Raw genomic sequence first — 15948 nt, forward strand, 5'->3', positions numbered from 1 at the left:
GCCGAAAACTTCTCCGATGATCTAGCCACTTGGTTATTGGGTTCTCCCCTCTCCTTAACCGTCCTCGACCCGACGGAATTACAATTAGACCCCATTCGTGCCGATTCTCTGATTTTTTTGCAGTCAGAGGAATTGATTCTCCATACTGAATTTCAAACCGACCCCGACTCTAAGATTCCTTTCCGAATGCTCGATTATCGCATTCGCGTCTATCGTCGTCATCCCCAAAAACAAATGCGTCAAGTGGTAATTTATCTGCGACGCAGTGATTCCCCCCTAGTGCAAGAAAATACTTTCCGTCTGGGGGAAACCTTTCATTCCTTCCAAGTCATCCGTCTTTGGGAAGAAAATACACCACAATTTTTCCATCATCCCGGTTTATTACCCTTTGCCGTCCTCAGCAATACCGATGATCCCGAACAGCTGTTAAGTCTGGTGTCCCGTTCTTTAGAAACTATCTCCGAAAAACAGGTGCAAAGCAATCTCGCTGCCGCTACCAGTATTCTCGCCGGGTTAGTATTAAATCGAGAGACGATTAAAAATATTCTTCGGAGTGACATTATGAGAGAATCCGTCATCTATCAAGATATTTTAGAGGAAGGCGAGGAAAAAGGACGACAAGAAGGACGACAAGAAGGACTGCAAGAAGGACGACAAGAAGGTAAAGAAGAAAAAGCCCGACAAATTGCCCTAAAAATGCTATCTGCTGGTTTTCCTATCCCAGAAATCGCCCGATTTACCGATTTATCCCCCGCAACTATCGAGGAATTACAATCGAGAGACGATTAAAAAAATCCTTCGGAGTGACATTATGAGAGAATCCGTCATCTATCAAGATATTTTAGAGGAAGGCAGAGAGGAAGGCAAAGAGGAAGGCAAAGAGGAAGGTAAAGAAGAAAAAGCTCGACAAATTGCCCTGAAAATGCTATCTGCTGGCTTTCCTATCGCAGAAATTGCCCGATTTACCGATTTATCCCCCGCAACTATCGAGGAATTACAATCGAGAGACGATTAAAAAAATCCTTCGCAGTGACATTATGAGAGAATCCGTCATTTATCAAGATATTTTAGAGGAAGGCAAAGAGGAAGGCAAAGAGGAGGGTAAAGAAGAAAAAGCTCGACAAATTGCCCTAAAAATGCTATCTGCTGGTTTTCCTATCTCAGAAATCGCCCGATTTACTGATTTATCCCCCGACGCGATCGAGGAATTACAAAGACAGCAGCACAATTAAAGCTTTTAACCGCAAAGGGTGGCGAATTGGCAAAATTTTGGCTCATCCCCCCACCCCAAGCGCGGTTAACGACGTTTAGCGAGGCGACGCACCACTAAACCGCTCCCTAGTATGCCTAGTCCGATAATACTAGAAGGTTCGGGAGTGGACATATTACCAATATCACCCGGAATATCAGCAGCAACAAGGCGAAAGTTATCCATTGCAGCATAACCACTGCTTAGAATATCGGTTTTATGCCAAAAAAGCCGCAATTTTCTCCACGGCAGCCTCTAGAATATCGGGATCGTGAACTAAGGCAAAACGCACATAACCCTCACCACCCTTACCAAAACCGGAACCGGGGGAAACAGCGACACCAGTTTGGGCTACCAATTGCCGACAAAAATCGACGGAATTACCCGGCCAACTGGGGGGAATTTTCGCCCAAACGTACATAGTGGCGGCCGGAGTGGCAACCGGCCAACCGATGCGATTTAGGGCATTAATAAACACATCCCGACGTTTTTGGAAGATAGCGACGGTTTCCTTGACTGAATCTTGATTACCGGTTAAAGCAGCGATCGCACCGTTGAGAATGCCCAAATACTGATTAAAATCAACCATGGCTTTAATCTGTCGCAAAGCCATAATTAACTGCGGGTTGCCAATGGCGAAACCGATGCGAAAACCGCCCATATTATAGGACTTGGAAAAGGTAAAAAACTCGATCGAATTAGTTTTAGCTCGATCGGCCTGTAAAATTGACGGGGGGGGCGATGTTCCCGCAAAAAAGATGTCTAGATAGGGAAAATCGTGGATTAAAACTAAATTATGCTGACGGCAAAAATTAACCGCTTTTTGGAAAAATGCCAAAGGTGCGATCGCTGTAGTGGGATTATGGGGATAACTCAAGACCATCAGCTTCGATTGTGCCAGCACTAGGTCAGGAATGTCCTCTAAAACCGGCAGAAAGTCATTTTTTGCCAAAATTGGCATTCCGTACATTTGACCGCCAGCAAGGGCAACACCGCCCAAATGGGAGGGATAACCTGGATCGAGGAGCAGGGCAAAATCCCCGGGGTTGAGAATGGCCAAAGGTAGATGGGCCGTGCCTTCCTGAGAACCAATTAGGGGTAAAACCTCCGTTTCCGCATCGATGGGAACACCAAAGCGATCGCTATACCAGTTAGCGGCAGTTATTCGGAAGTCTCTGGTCCCATTATGGAGTAAATAGCCGTGGGTGTGAGGATCGTGGAGAGATCGCTCTATAGCATCGATAACGTGGGGAGCAGCCCCAAGATCGGAGGAACCGAGCGAAAGATCGATAATGGTATTACCCGCTTCTCTACTGGCAGCTTTTGCCCGATCCATATCGGCAAAAACGTTGGATTGGAGTGCCTGTAAGCGGTGTGCTAGGGTTAAATTATTCATAACCACAGATACCTAATTAGCTGACATAGGTATCGATAAAAGATTGTAATTGTTGTTTGCCGATCGCCCCTTCATGAGTGGCAATAATTTCGTTATCTTTAAAGATGCGTAAAGCGGGAACACCTTTAACATCACATTTAGCCACCGAGTTGGGGTTAGGGTCTATTTCTAGTTTAACTACTTTTAGCCGTTCGCCGTAGGTTTTCGCCACCCAATCGATCGAGGGGGATACCAGACGGCACGGACCGCACCAACTCGCCCAAAAATAGACTAAAACGGGTTTTTCGACCTCAAAAACCTCTTGGTTAAACTTCTGATCGCTAATGACAGTTACGCTACTCACAGTATTTATTTCCTCACCATCGCTACTGATTATCATAGAGGTTCTGGGTAATTTTCGGCAATTATCCACTTCCACAGTTCCTTAAACATTAGGATCAAAGACATCGCGTAAACCATCACCGATAAAATTAATACTTAACACCGTGATCACGATAGCCAGAGCGGGAAAAATGACCAAGTGGGGGGCAGTTGTCAAGTAATCTTTAGCTTTAAATAACATTTGTCCCCAAGTCGGCACATCGGGGGGGAAACCCAAACCCAAAAAACTCAGGGTTGACTCGGTAATAATCGCATTACCCACCGCTAAAGTAGCCGCCACGATAATCATTCCCAAAACATTAGGTAATAAATGCACCCAGATTAAACGGAAAGGAGTGGCTCCCAAAGCAATCGCAGCCGAGATAAACTCCATCTCTCGTAATTTTAAGAAATTTCCCCGCACCAATCGCGCCACCGACATCCAATTTAAACCCCCGATTACTAAAACCACAAGGATAAAAATACCCGTTTCCGGTCCGGCGATTTTTTTGATGCTATCGCGAAATAGATAGACAATCAGTAAAAGTAGGGGCAATTGGGGCAAAGATAGGAATAAATCCGTTAATCGCATCAACAAACCATCGATCGCGCCCCCGTAAAACCCGGAAATAGCCCCGATCGCCGTTCCCAGAATCATCGCGACTATCATAGCAGCAATCCCCACCGCCAGGGAAATTCGACCCCCCACCAAAATCCTCGCCAATTGATCCTGTCCCAGATCATTAGTGCCGAAAAGATGTTTTAAACTAGGGGGAGCAGTGGTTTGACTAAAATCAATGGTATCGATGGGGACCCGATAAAAAATCGGACCGAATAGGACGGCAAGAATAATTATAATTAATGCGATCGCTCCTATTGTTGCCAGGGGATCTCGGTAAAAACGTCGCCAAGTATCGATAATTGCAGAAGACAGGGGAGACATAATCAAGAAAATCACAGATGATTAAAATTTACACGGAAATCGAACGGGGGCAAAATTGGTTACAGCGCCATCAAAAATCTTCTCCGATATTTGCCCTAGTTTTGGGGTTTACCGAGACAGGATTAATCCCCGGAATCTCCACCGCCGGCGCCACCCCGGAAGATAGAAAATACACAGCGATCGCCGATGCCGAATTTATCGTTAAAGGAGTTTCACCCCATCCCCGTTATCCCTTACCCCCCCTAACGGTGGGAGCCTCCCCCGCCTATATTACCCGCGCCGTGGTGGAAAAATTAGCCATTCCCGTCCTCGTTTTTAACGCCGGTTTACCCTTGCCCCCGGCCGTCGATTATATCGAACTGGGGGGACAACCGGCCCGTTGTCTCTCCACCGGCCGCGCCCTAGATCTCCCCATAGTAAAACGCCTGTTCGCCCAAGGACTAACCTGGGGCGAAAAACTAGCCCGCCAGTCTAGTTATCTAATTATCGGCGAGTGTGTGGTCGGTGGCACCACCACCGCCCTCGCCATCCTCACCGGATTGGGTTATCAAGCCAACGGCAAAGTTAACAGTAGCCATCCCCAGTGCAATCATGCTCAGAAATGGGCAATAGTTGAGCAGGGATTAGCCCGAAAAGAAATTTTTGATCCTTTTGAGGTAATCGCCGCCCTAGGCGATCCTCAGCAGATTTTCGTCGCTGGCATGGCGATCGCCGCCAGTCGCCAGGGTGGGGTACTCCTCGCCGGAGGAACCCAAATGTTGGCGGTTTCTGCCCTAATTCAAGCTCTAGTGACTAAATATGCCTATCCGGTTAACTGGGAAAATATCATCGTCGGCACAACTCGCTGGGTAACGGAAGATAAAACAGGGGATACGGTGGGATTAGCCAGCCTGATCGGAAAAATACCCCTATTAGCCACACAATTAAACTTTTCCGACTCTAAATACCCGGTTTTGCAAGCTTATGAACAGGGTTTCGTCAAGGAAGGAGTCGGTGCGGGAGGATGTGCGATCGCTGCTTATCTGTACCAGAATTGGACTAATCAAGATTTGGTCAAGGCGATCGAAAATTTAATCGGGTTTCAACTATAGTAGTTATAGTCATTTCAGATAAGTCTGATACAGTCTAGACCGACAAAATCCTTCAAAACCCTTATGAACTCTGGGATTGATATTCTCAATTTTAATTGAAATGACTATAAGTGATTGGCTACGTTTACCGATTACGAGAATTTAAGGTGTATTAAGCTACGTTAACACACCCCAAATTCATCTATAAATTAACCGATAACATCTTCCGATTTAATCAGATGCGCTTCTAGGAACCAGAGACGTTTATCGATGTCCCGGGAGATTTCCGTATAGAGATCCGCTGTGTCGGCATCCCCTTGATTGCCAGTGGTATCAATAGCAGAACGAAGATGGGAAGCGTATAAGGCATAACGTTCGGCTAAAGCAACGATATGTTCACTACCATCGACGATATCAGCCGGATATTCCGGTAGAATCGAGTTAGCGGCGGCGATGCGCGCTGTTCCCAAAGCGGTTCCACCTAAAGCGGTAATCCGTTCTGCTACCATGTCCCCATAGCCTTCTAATTCCGTGGACATTTCATCGAAGAGGTTGTGCAATTGGTAGAAATTTAAACCTTTTACATTCCAGTGGGCTTGTTTAACCTGAGTTTTTAGGTCTAAACTAGCGGCAAGGGTTTGGCTTAAGATTTCAACCACAGCTTTGCGGATATCTAATGCTAAATCGATGCGGGTGGCGTAGTATTGTCCCGTGGTTTTGGTTTTGACTGGAGTGGCTACCATAATCTTTCTCCTTGATCAGTTAACAGAATACTCGATAATTTTTGTGGGTGCATAAGGGACTGATTTTGATCCTATTGGACGTTGATAATAAACTGAAAAACGGCCAATTAATTCGGAAAACAAGTAGCTGATAACTGATACTTCCAATGCGCTCAGTACAAGTAACGGCTCGAATCAGCGGCATCAGACAACCTTGAACTGAGCATCAGCAGCCTTCGTCCGTCTGCTGCACTCGAATTGTCAGACCTCTCTTATCGCTCATCTCATGCCAGAAACAAATTCTTGTACCGTAATTCCAGCAGTACGAATAAGACTACGAAGCGTACCCTTTGCCACTTCACGATGATCAGGAACAGAGAGTGTTACCTGTTCGCCCTCCTTAACCATGATAATATGGCTGGCACTTTAACGCGCAACTTGCCAGCCGAAGGTCTCAAATACTCGGACTATCTCACGTCCGCTGAGAACAGGAAGAGCAGAGGACATGATTATGCCATTACCTCTACTTGGTGAGTTTCAATCGTTAGCGGTAGCCCACGTTCTGCACGAACTTGAAGGCAGGCGATAATTGCATCTCTGATATTTTCAAGAGCTTCTGCTCTCGTTTTACCTTGGCTGACACAACCCGGAATGCTGGGGCATTCTACAACCCAAACTCCATCTTCGTCACGGTCAAGTGTTACAGTCAACTTCATAAGTTTTCGCCACAATCCCCCCGCTTATAGTTTACCTCGTGTTCTCACCTACCTATTAGTGGATGACAAGAACCTTCAGTAATCAAAGCTACATCAAGGAAGATACCGAATTGGGTTTTGCCCACCTTCAGCAAACTCAACCCAATTTACGGATGTTGCCCCTATGTACTGAACATGAGTTAATCGAATGTCGTATCGACCTTCCCTGTCTGCTGGCTCTGCACCAGCATGGTTCGCTATGTACAAATTATTCGCATTATTCTCATCATCACGATGATAAAGAATAATACGGTCAACTTCACGATTGGGATCGATCTTCCACTGACCCGTTGAACCAGTGTTGTCATCGTGGAGAACAAAGTGTTTTCCCTCTGTAAAGATAACGACTACCTTTTCATTTGGCTTTATGAAGTCACGGGCTTTCACAAAATAAGCAATTCTCATACTTGTGAGGCACAAAGTTTCTGGTTTTAGTTAGGGAACAGGCAACAGATGGTGTACTTTATAAGACTGAGAAACGCTATAAATGATTAACGAAATACATCAGACTACAATCACACCCAACAAAAAAGCTCTAACTTGCCCGGGCAAAACCTCTCACAGATATCTCTCCAGTTGCAATGGAAAGATAACTTGAGGTCTGACTGATTAATTATGCTCCTAAATGAGCCGCTAATTCTTCCGAACCGCCAATTAATTGCCCGTTAATGAAGACTTGCGGGGTGGTGGTATTGCCACTCATGGCCCGCAGAGAACGACTGGTGGCATCGCGTCCGAGGATAATTTCTTCGTATTGTAGCCCTTTTTCTTCTAACATTTTCTTGGCCCGGAGGCAGTAGGGACAGCCCACTTTCGAGAAAAGAGAGACTAAAGGCGGTTTTTTGGCTTCTGGGTTGATGTAGTTTAACATCGTTTCTGCATCGGAGACTTTGAAAGGATCTCCCGGTTCTTCCGGTTCAATGAACATTTTCTCGATAACACCATCTTTGACTAGCATCGAATAGCGCCAAGAACGTTTACCGAAACCTAAGTCAGCTTTATCGACTAACATCCCCATTCCTGCGCTAAATTCGCCGTTACCGTCGGGAATCAAAAGGATATTATCACATTCTTGGTCTTTTGCCCACTCGTTCATGACAAAGGTATCATTCACCGACAAGCAAACAATAGTATCTACGCCATTTTCCCGAAAAACTGGGGCTAATTCGTTATATCCGGGTAAATGGGAGGTGGAACAGGTGGGAGTGAATGCCCCGGGTAAGGCAAAAAGAACAACGGTTTTTCCTTTGAATAATTCCTCGCTGGTGATGTTCACCCATTGATTATTTTGACGTACAGGAAAGGTGACATCGGGAACTCTCTGCCCTTCTCGGTTTGGTAGCATAATCGTCAACTCCTAATTGCTAAGTCGTACTCATTTCGAGTTTGTCTAAATTAAGTGTAATCATAACGACTATGAGTTGTCAACAAGTATTTATACTTAAATCAGGAGATAGGAGAATGGGAAATAGACAAAAGGCAGTAATATTGATTAGTTAATTTCCCTAACCCCCCCCCACACCCAACACCCAACACCCAACCCTTTTTTTACTGAAAAATGATGTTTTCCTTCCTGAAAAAAAGCTATAAATGGCTAGGACTAGCGATAATAACGGTGATTTTGGCGATTACACCCGCCGTCATTGCCCAATCAACCACTAGCACCATACCTCTGGCAAAAATTAACTGGTTACAGGCGATTTTTTTGGGATTTGTGCAGGGAGTGACGGAATTTTTGCCGATTAGCAGTACCGCTCATTTAAAAGCGATTCCCGTCTTTTTGGGTTGGGGAGATCCTGGTGTCACCTATACAGCAGTGATTCAATTGGGCAGTATTGCGGCGGTATTGTCCTATTTTTGGCAGGATTTAAGGCAAATATCCACGGGAATGGTGAAAGCGGTGGCTAGTTCCGATTATCGTTCCCAGGATTTTCGTTTAGCCGTGGGGATTATCCTAGGCACAATTCCGATCGTTTTCTTCGGTTTGTTAATGAAACTTTTCATTCCCGATTTAGATAACTCCCCCCTGAGAAGCATGACAGCGATCGCCTGTGCCTCCATAGTCATGGCTTTACTCTTAGGTACGGCCGAAAAAATCGGGAAACATAAACGCAGTTTTGAGACTTTGCGACAAAAAGACGGGGTTTTAATGGGATTAGCCCAAGCTTTAGCCCTAATACCGGGGGTATCTCGTTCTGGGTCCACCTTAACTGCCGGGTTATTCATGGGTTTAGAAAGGGCCGTAGCAGCGCGATTTTCCTTTCTGCTGGGGATTCCGGCGATAACTTTAGCCGGTTTAGTAGAATTTAAAGGCGTTCTCGACCAGATTAACACCAGTGAATTAATTCCCCTCGCTATTGGGGTAATTTCCTCGGGGATATTTTCCTATCTTTCGATCGCTTGGTTATTAGATTATCTCAAAAAACAGAGTACCTGGGTTTTTGTCTGGTATCGTCTCTTTTTCGGGGTTACTATCCTGATTGGTGTAGCCTGGGGGCGTTTTTCCTGACCTTTTGGCATTCTAATTAATTTCTAAAAAATCTTGCAATTTTTTTAGATAAGTGGGGGCATCTTCTAACATGGGAAAGTGAGCGGTATTAGCCATCTCCACATACTGGATATTATTATTCAAATCCGCCGCCATTTTGCCCATTTTGGCAGGGATAATAATGTCTTTTTCCCCTGATACTAAAAGAGTTGGTATTTTAATCTCGGCAAATTTACCTGGCATAATTTCCACTGCTTTTTTACTCACAGATGTATAAATTGTGCCTAGGGCTGCCTCATAATCCGCCGCTAAAAAATCTTCTAAAAAAGCAATTCTTTCTGATTTTGGGATCGATCGATGCAAAAATCTCGCCATAAATAATTGATCGGCAAAAGGTACTTTTAAAAACCAATCATAACGAAACTGTACCACATACTTACCGAATTTATGAAAGGCAGCAAAAGCCGCCTTGTCCCTGTGGAGAAACCCGGTTTCTTTGTCTATGGAGCGATCGCAATTAGCCCTAAACCAATCTAACAGGTAGGTTGACTGGCGCGATTAGTTTAAGTTTAGACATAATTGTGTTAATTATGTTTTTTTAATGCAGATGAATAGCTTGGCAATAAGGCTATCATCAATTATAATTAAAATCAATAAAAACAGATCAGCGATATTTGAGAATAATTGTAATTATGAAATTTGTGTTAAGTTCTCAAAATGTTTATGACTATTTAATCGACCAAAAAATCTGCGATCGCTCACAAGAAAATCCGGGAGTAGAGCAGATTCAGGCTAAAAATTTTAACTTATTAGTGACTTTACCAGAGGGGCGAAAGTTACTGGTTAAACAAGAACAATTTATTAATTTAGAAAAGGAAACGGTGGGTGAGTTTTTTGGGGAATGGCGAATCCCCAAATTTCTAGAGAACTTTCCTGAAATTGACCATTGGCGTAGTTTTCTGCCAGAATTACTGCTCCACGATGCTGATAACTCAATTTTAGTTTCTACTTATCTGGATAATTATCAGGATTTAGCAGAGTTTTATTCTAAAGAGAATCTCTTTCCAGCTCAGGTTGCTACTCAAATCGGCAGTTGTTTGGCGACAATTCACCGTGATACCTGGAATCAGAGTATTTATCGGGAATTTTTTGTCAAAGAAGAGTTTGCTGGAAAACCGAAAGTATCTCCGCTATTATTAGAGAGTTTGGAAAGGATCGGTCCTGAAATTTTTGGTATGGCTCCGATGGATGGATTGAAATTTTTTGCACTTTATCAACGATATGATAGCTTAGGAGAAGCAGTTCATCGAGCCAGTGAAACTATTTCTCCTGTTTGTCTGACTCACAATGACATCAAGCTCAATAATATTCTTCTGAATCGAAACTGGGAAGATATTAATGGAAATGGGATCCGGTTGATTGATTGGGAAAGGTCTGATTGGGGAGATCCAGCATTTGATTTGGGAATGGCGATCGCTAGTTATCTACAAATTTGGTTGGGTAGCTTGGTGATTAGTAATTCTCTCAGTATTGAAGAATCTTTGCGACTAGCCACTACTCCCCTAGAATTACTGCAGCCATCTATCGGTGGGTTAACTTTAGCTTATTTAGAAACTTTCCCAGAAATCTTAGAATATCGTCCTGATTTCTTAAAGCAAGTGGTACAGTTGGCCGGTTTTTCTTTAATTATTGGGATTTTGGCAATGATTCAGTATCAAAAAACCTTTAATAATACGGGGATTGCTATGCTTCAGGTAGCCAAGGCTTTGTTATCTCGTCCTGAATCGTCAATGCCCACGATTTTTGGGGCTACTGCTACTCAGTTAAATCAGATTAATTCTTCTGTTGTTGGCAAAGTTTAATATCGTTGAGTATCTTGAAAAATTATGTCATTACTTAATTCTCAATCTCATCATTTAGCCCCTGAGGTTAGAGGTCGGTTAAAGGAAGTTTTGTTAGATATTGCTGAAAATGTCGAAATTTCCGCTAATTTTTCGATTCGTCATCCTGATTATCAACCCTGGGAACTGCCTGCTGAGATGTTGTCTAGGATTCAGGCTTTACCGAAGGAAATACAGGATAAATATATGAGCTTACAGTTGCGGAGTTTTCTTTATGGCATTTATTATAATGGGTCAATGCAGGCATCGCAAGCATTAGGTTCTGAGAATAAGGGTCAGCAATTAGATTTGGAGAATAATAGTTTTGCTGGCGTATCTATGGATTTTTATGGGCAGTTAGAGGAAGCGAATAAGGGTGAGGGTTATTTTGATTCGGGTTGGTCGGTTTTGAGAGAAGAAACCGATGGCAGTTTGGCTGTAACTAAGGGCGGTTTGCGGTTACATATCCAACGGGACAAGCATCTTCAAGAGTCTGAAAAAGCGGCGGCTGTGGGGGATGTTGTGTCAATTTTGATGCCTAAGAATTTGGTGCAAAATGGCTTTTATATGGCGGTGGGTAATGCCGGTTTACAGAGAGAGGAAGCGATGGTGCGGCTCTATTTTAATGTTACTCCCGAAGGCGCGGTGGCTGTGATGACTGGGTTGACTGAAAGGTTAAATGAGAGGGGGATTCCTTTTAGTTTTAAGGCTTTATATAATCCAGTTGATTATCAACGATATGATGCTGGGGTGCTTTATTTTGGCAAAACAGATTATGAGTTGGTGAGGCAGGTTGTGGCTAATGTTTATCAGCAGAATCAGTCTGTTTTTAAGCCTGAAATACCTTTATTTACTCTGGAGTTAGCACCGGGATTGGGGTTAGCGGAGGAACCGGACAAAAAGTTTGGCAGTGAGGAAAGTTTTGGGATGAATCGCTGTCAGATTATAGCCAATGGGTTGTTGATGGCTTGGCAACAGGAGGACAATTCTGCGGTGGGTCGCATTACTGCTATTTCTGAGCAGTTTTCTGGGTTGGGGATTGATTGGCAGCGTCCTTATTTGAATGCTGATTCTGAGGATGTTTATCAGGGATTAGAGTTGGCAAGCTGATGCTAAGAGAAAATCAGAAACCGGGTTTTTACTATTTTCCTGAGTTATTCTGGGTAAAGCATAGAAAAAACCCCGGTTTCTTTCTTGGCGCAGAACTCGGAGACTCAGAAACCGGGTTTCTTTTTCGGGTAAAATAGGCTTATCGCCTTGCTTTTACTCTGGTTGGCAAAAGCGACCTGTGACTCGCTCATATTCATCTTCCAGTAACCACATAAGACTTTCTTCGTAAGTATCGCTGGTAAAGATAGATTGATAGTTTTGTGCGGGATTTTGAATCGAGAATTTACCGGATTGTTCTTTAACTAACATCAGAATATAGGGGGGTGAAAGCCAAGGATCTACCCAGATTTCGGCAAATTCCCATTGTGTTTTTTCTGTTGGCGTAATTTGCGTTTTTGCGTTTTCAGGATTTTGTGGTGCGCGGTCTGGTACGAGGTATGACATGATATTTTCCTGTGCTTTTTTTTATTTTTATTTCTCCATAGTGGAGAGGGATTCTCGTTCCATCTAATTTTAGGATATACCCAATTGGTTCGGCAAAAAATAATCCATAGCGTTCGTATTTGTCTTCTGAATCTGCTGCTCCCGTTCTCTCTCCTCTTTGCTTAATTTCCTCTGCCACTCTCTCCATTGTCTGGCGATTGTTAAACAAATAGACGATTCCTTCGATTTCCAGTTCTCTTTGGGATTTTTCGGTTTCGGGTAAATGTTTGTCAATCAGACTGGTTCGGTTTTCTAGATATATTTCTCTGTTAATACCACTCATGTGATTTGTTTAACTAGCCATCTTACTATAACAAAAAGCGGTAAGGGTCGCTATGCCGTCAGGCTTATCGCCTATCTTAAAATAAAGTAGCAATCGGCCCATCGCTAAAGTTTAGTCTCATTAGGGCATAGGGCTATTTTTTTGACCCGCCACCACCCGAACCCAGGGGAGAGAGATATAAAAAAGACATAATTGTGTTAGTTCTGTCTCAAAAACAAAGCTCGGTGATACGAAATAATGGGAATTTGCGGTCATAATCTACGTGAAATTACGGTGTTTTGGTCGGTAAAATTGAGACATAATTGTGCTAGTTAGATGAACCTTAAAGTTGCTCAACCCCTTGTCATTATTTGAGAGTTAGGCAATAATAAGAGTCATAGGGAAAGGAAGAGCATAATTAATCTGACTACCTCAAAGTAAAACTTATTCCAAGAGGAAACGAAAATGGCTAATATTACTATTTCTGACTTACGTCCTGCTGGTGCAGATTTGTTCTCGGATTCTGAAAGTTATATGCATGAATTGACCGATTCGGAAATGCTTGATACATTAGGAGGTTGGCGTGTCATAATTACGTGGACTTTGGTTTGCGTCGAGAAGTGAATAGAATAGGAGACTTTGATTAATTGCTTTTGTTATGATTTTTCGAGGTTCCCAAAAAATGAAACCGAGATAGTTTTATTATCTCGGTTTATTTGATGTTTTTTAAAAAAACTTAATTGCAAATCTCAATATTTTTATTAGCTTGGAAATCAATCAGAGAGTTACTAACCCAATCGTTAAATAAATCTCCAGCAATTTTATTGCGAAGCCAGTTGTCTAGCTTCCTTTCAATAATCTCTTCGACTAAAATTAGATGCACTCCCTTAGAAGTCACAATCGGTTTAAGAACCTCTGGTGGTGTCGCCGCAAAAACAGCAGCCGAAATCTCTGGCTTCAAATCTTTACGATATAATATTCCTCGATATCCTCCTTTTCGGCGTAACTCTTTATCCTCAATATACTTGTGAGCCACATCATAGAAACTCATTTCCCCTTCCTGAATAGAATAAAATAATTCCATCGCTAAATCTTCATCCTCTAACACCACTTCATACATCACTACCCCAGCATAATCTAATTGATGCTCATAAAAATATGGCTCAATTTTATCCGCAAAAAGATGAACAGCTAGTTTGCTGGCAAGACCTTGATAGTACACAAATTCTTCAAAATCATCTAAAGACAGATGATTTTTTTTCATCCAAGCCCAGGTATCCTCTTCACTAAGAAGTTTATACATTTTTCGGTATTTGTCTGCCATCTCTTGAAGATCCTCAGCTTCTAGCTTGATTCCTACCTCTTCTGCCGTATTGGCGATCATTTTACGGGTAATAATTGCTTCTATGAGTTCAGAAGTTTTTAAAGACAGCTTAACTTGTTTCAGAATATCTTCAGCAGTAATGGCAACAGATTGTGACATGATTAATTTTTCCTGAAAAAACTACAACATCGAGAGATTGCCAAAAAGTTTTTACAATTCTAAACCTCCTTTTTGTAACTTCTTGAATGGGTCAAGAATAAAATCAATAACGCGACGCTGACGCACCACCACCTCAGCGGTAGCTGTATCTCCCGGACGTAATGGAATACAGTCATTAGCACTAGGAATACAAGTTTGATTTAAATGAATTTCTAGTTCATAAATTGCTACTCGTCCCTGAGATGTTTCTTGCATTTTGGTGGTTGGGGAAATTTTAATTAAACTTCCATCAACTACGCCATAGTCCTGAAAAGGATAAGCATCAAACTTCATCTTAACCGCCATTCCTTTCTGTAATGAACCACTTTGTGTAGTGGCCATTTCTGCTTTCAATAAAATATCCGCTTTTTGGGGCGCTATTTCTACAATCATTCCTCCTTGTTGTACCACATCTCCCACCCCAGTAATCGGCAAACTAAAAATAGTGCCTCCTTCTTGGGCTCTAACAATCCGTTTCTCTAACTCAAACTTCAAAGAATCAATTTCTTTCTTTGTTTGCGTCACCTCAGATTTAAGACTACTGATTTGGCTATCCAAACTTTTTAGCTGTTCTTGAATTTTAGACAGAGCAATTTCCCCCGCATGAGTAAGGGTTTGAACACTATTCTCTTGCTCGGCTAAACGCAACTTCGCTTGCTCAATGTCCGCTTCCCCTTGATTAACAATTCTCTGATAAATCCTCTTTTGTTCGATTAATCGTAACTCTGCTTGCTCAATATCCGCCTTCCCTTGATTAACAATTCTCTCATAACTGCTTTTCTGCTCTTCTAATCGCAGTCTGGCTTGCTCAATATCTGCTTGACTTTGCTTCCAAATACTTTGTCTTTCATCGGCGATATTTTCCTGTTCAACGACCCGAACTTCCGCTATCACTCCATTATGGAAAAGATTCTGGTAACGTTCGACTTCCCTCAAGGCTTTTTGTAAGCGCAATTCTGCTAAATTATAAGCGGTGTTGCTATCCTCTAACTGTTGTTTGGCTTGGGCAACTTGAGTCAGTTTCTCTTCTCTTTGTAAATTTAAGGTTCTTCTGAGTGCTGCCAGATTTTGCTCCGCTTGAGCAATTTGAGTCAGTTTTTCCTGTTCTTGCAAATTGTATGTTGTCTTAAGAGACTGAAAGGTTTGTCGAGCTTGTTCTACCTGAGATAGTTTCTCTAATTGTTGGGACTGATTTTGCCGTTCTTGGGTACGCAGTTCGGTTTCTAGCTGATTTTTTTGTTGCTTTAGTGCATTCAGCCGATTATTTTGACTTTGTAGTTGAATTTGCAGTTGGGTAATTCGCTCACGAATAGGGAGACTGTCCAGTTCCATTAAAATATCCCCAGCTTTTACCATGTCTCCTTCTTCAATATTTAGCATTTCAACTTTAGCCGTTTGGGAATTAAGAGCCGCAGATGTATAGGTTAAATTTAGCTTTTGCTTGATTGTGCCACCTTGCGGTTCTAACCGTCCCCTAGCACTACCCGTTTCATCTACCCGAGACAACATTCCCCAGGGCAAAGCGATCGCCACAAAAACGATTAAAAAATAGAGCAGTCCTCGCGTCCACCGCTGAGGTAACGCATCCAACAGTTCCTTTGTGGCAAAAGACCAATCCGCCGAAGAATTTAGGTTACTTCCTGGTAGATTTTGGTCGCTTTTACGACCATTTAAGTCTGCTTGGTTAATCTCATTAAACTGGGTCATA

At 42.8% G+C, this 15948-nt stretch carries 19 protein-coding genes and 3 pseudogenes; 8 read left to right on the forward strand and 14 right to left on the reverse strand.

Annotated elements, in window-relative coordinates; all coding sequences use genetic code 11:
• The 3 genes from ACOCD9_RS05540 to ACOCD9_RS05550 all read left to right on the forward strand — a co-directional run.
• Positions 1-789 (forward strand): Rpn family recombination-promoting nuclease/putative transposase (locus tag ACOCD9_RS05540; protein WP_419546675.1); only part of this gene is annotated, 789 nt, incomplete at its 5' end.
• Between the two features lie 22 nt (positions 790-811).
• Positions 812-1015: a hypothetical protein gene (locus tag ACOCD9_RS05545; RefSeq protein ID WP_419546677.1), complete on the forward strand. Its 204-nt coding sequence runs from the start codon at positions 812-814 to the stop codon at positions 1013-1015.
• A 22-nt stretch (positions 1016-1037) separates the two neighbouring features.
• Positions 1038-1232, forward strand: a complete 195-nt coding sequence (locus ACOCD9_RS05550; RefSeq protein WP_419546678.1) for a hypothetical protein — start codon at positions 1038-1040, stop codon at positions 1230-1232.
• A gap of 65 nt (positions 1233-1297) precedes the next feature.
• Here the strand turns inward: ACOCD9_RS05550 and ACOCD9_RS05555 are convergent.
• The 4 genes and pseudogenes from ACOCD9_RS05555 to ACOCD9_RS05570 form a co-directional block, all read right to left on the reverse strand.
• Positions 1298-1378, reverse strand: a pseudogene (locus ACOCD9_RS05555) (PEP-CTERM sorting domain-containing protein); the annotation flags it as partial.
• Between the two features lie 88 nt (positions 1379-1466).
• Positions 1467-2645: an LL-diaminopimelate aminotransferase gene (locus ACOCD9_RS05560; protein ID WP_419546680.1), complete on the reverse strand. Its 1179-nt coding sequence runs from the start codon at positions 2643-2645 to the stop codon at positions 1467-1469.
• Between the two features lie 16 nt (positions 2646-2661).
• On the reverse strand, positions 2662-3024 hold the full coding sequence (locus tag ACOCD9_RS05565) for a thioredoxin family protein (protein ID WP_419546682.1): 363 nt from the start codon (positions 3022-3024) through the stop codon (positions 2662-2664).
• Between the two features lie 45 nt (positions 3025-3069).
• The gene (locus ACOCD9_RS05570) at positions 3070-3948 is read right to left on the reverse strand and encodes an ABC transporter permease (protein ID WP_419546732.1); all 879 of its coding nucleotides are present in this window, start codon (positions 3946-3948) and stop codon (positions 3070-3072) included.
• A gap of 17 nt (positions 3949-3965) precedes the next feature.
• Between ACOCD9_RS05570 and cobT the strand changes: the two genes are divergently transcribed.
• Positions 3966-5039 carry a nicotinate mononucleotide-dependent phosphoribosyltransferase CobT gene (cobT, locus tag ACOCD9_RS05575; RefSeq protein ID WP_419546684.1) on the forward strand — a complete coding sequence of 358 codons (1074 nt, stop codon included), beginning with the start codon at positions 3966-3968 and terminating at the stop codon, positions 5037-5039.
• A gap of 188 nt (positions 5040-5227) precedes the next feature.
• On the opposite strand, the gene dps is transcribed toward cobT, so the two are convergent.
• The 5 genes and pseudogenes from dps to ACOCD9_RS05600 form a co-directional block, all read right to left on the reverse strand.
• Positions 5228-5761: a DNA starvation/stationary phase protection protein Dps gene (dps, locus tag ACOCD9_RS05580; RefSeq protein WP_419546686.1), complete on the reverse strand. Its 534-nt coding sequence runs from the start codon at positions 5759-5761 to the stop codon at positions 5228-5230.
• 258 nt (positions 5762-6019) lie between these two features.
• Positions 6020-6247, reverse strand: a pseudogene (locus ACOCD9_RS05585) (type II toxin-antitoxin system HicA family toxin).
• Between the two features lie 2 nt (positions 6248-6249).
• On the reverse strand, positions 6250-6456 hold the full coding sequence (locus ACOCD9_RS05590; protein WP_002739432.1) for a type II toxin-antitoxin system HicB family antitoxin: 207 nt from the start codon (positions 6454-6456) through the stop codon (positions 6250-6252).
• A 93-nt stretch (positions 6457-6549) separates the two neighbouring features.
• Complete coding sequence (locus tag ACOCD9_RS05595; protein WP_016514355.1) at positions 6550-6900, reverse strand: hypothetical protein; 351 nt, start codon at positions 6898-6900, stop codon at positions 6550-6552.
• 208 nt (positions 6901-7108) lie between these two features.
• On the reverse strand, positions 7109-7840 hold the full coding sequence (locus ACOCD9_RS05600) for a glutathione peroxidase (protein ID WP_288117793.1): 732 nt from the start codon (positions 7838-7840) through the stop codon (positions 7109-7111).
• 213 nt (positions 7841-8053) lie between these two features.
• Between ACOCD9_RS05600 and ACOCD9_RS05605 the strand changes: the two genes are divergently transcribed.
• Complete coding sequence (locus tag ACOCD9_RS05605) at positions 8054-9004, forward strand: undecaprenyl-diphosphate phosphatase (RefSeq protein WP_287703877.1); 951 nt, start codon at positions 8054-8056, stop codon at positions 9002-9004.
• Between the two features lie 12 nt (positions 9005-9016).
• On the opposite strand, the pseudogene ACOCD9_RS05610 reads toward ACOCD9_RS05605, so the two are convergent.
• Positions 9017-9457 (reverse strand): annotated as a pseudogene (locus tag ACOCD9_RS05610) (alpha/beta fold hydrolase); the annotation flags it as partial.
• Positions 9458-9675: 218 nt separating this feature from the next.
• Between ACOCD9_RS05610 and ACOCD9_RS05615 the strand changes: the two are divergent.
• Complete coding sequence (locus ACOCD9_RS05615) at positions 9676-10845, forward strand: phosphotransferase (protein ID WP_287703879.1); 1170 nt, start codon at positions 9676-9678, stop codon at positions 10843-10845.
• A 24-nt stretch (positions 10846-10869) separates the two neighbouring features.
• Positions 10870-11973 carry a T3SS effector HopA1 family protein gene (locus tag ACOCD9_RS05620; protein WP_419546689.1) on the forward strand — a complete coding sequence of 368 codons (1104 nt, stop codon included), beginning with the start codon at positions 10870-10872 and terminating at the stop codon, positions 11971-11973.
• Positions 11974-12126: 153 nt separating this feature from the next.
• On the opposite strand, the gene ACOCD9_RS05625 is transcribed toward ACOCD9_RS05620, so the two are convergent.
• Both ACOCD9_RS05625 and ACOCD9_RS05630 read right to left on the reverse strand, forming a co-directional pair.
• Positions 12127-12417 carry a hypothetical protein gene (locus ACOCD9_RS05625; protein ID WP_002737941.1) on the reverse strand — a complete coding sequence of 97 codons (291 nt, stop codon included), beginning with the start codon at positions 12415-12417 and terminating at the stop codon, positions 12127-12129.
• The gene (locus ACOCD9_RS05630) at positions 12377-12739 is read right to left on the reverse strand and encodes a DUF6972 family protein (protein ID WP_002738203.1); all 363 of its coding nucleotides are present in this window, start codon (positions 12737-12739) and stop codon (positions 12377-12379) included. The genes ACOCD9_RS05625 and ACOCD9_RS05630 overlap by 41 nt, the downstream gene beginning before the upstream one ends.
• A gap of 444 nt (positions 12740-13183) precedes the next feature.
• On the opposite strand from ACOCD9_RS05630, the gene ACOCD9_RS05635 reads away from it, so the two are divergent.
• Positions 13184-13342, forward strand: coding sequence for a hypothetical protein (locus ACOCD9_RS05635; RefSeq protein ID WP_287703883.1), 159 nt, complete (start codon positions 13184-13186; stop codon positions 13340-13342).
• Positions 13343-13454: 112 nt separating this feature from the next.
• Here ACOCD9_RS05635 and ACOCD9_RS05640 read toward each other — a convergent pair whose 3' ends face one another.
• Positions 13455-14201: a foldase protein PrsA gene (locus tag ACOCD9_RS05640; RefSeq protein WP_419546692.1), complete on the reverse strand. Its 747-nt coding sequence runs from the start codon at positions 14199-14201 to the stop codon at positions 13455-13457.
• A 51-nt stretch (positions 14202-14252) separates the two neighbouring features.
• Positions 14253-15947 carry an HlyD family efflux transporter periplasmic adaptor subunit gene (locus ACOCD9_RS05645; protein ID WP_069474254.1) on the reverse strand — a complete coding sequence of 565 codons (1695 nt, stop codon included), beginning with the start codon at positions 15945-15947 and terminating at the stop codon, positions 14253-14255.
• Between the last annotated feature and the right edge of the window lies 1 nt (position 15948).

It is taken from the genome of Microcystis sp., from assembly GCF_048564745.1.
Lineage (GTDB): Bacteria > Cyanobacteriota > Cyanobacteriia > Cyanobacteriales > Microcystaceae > Microcystis > Microcystis ichthyoblabe_A.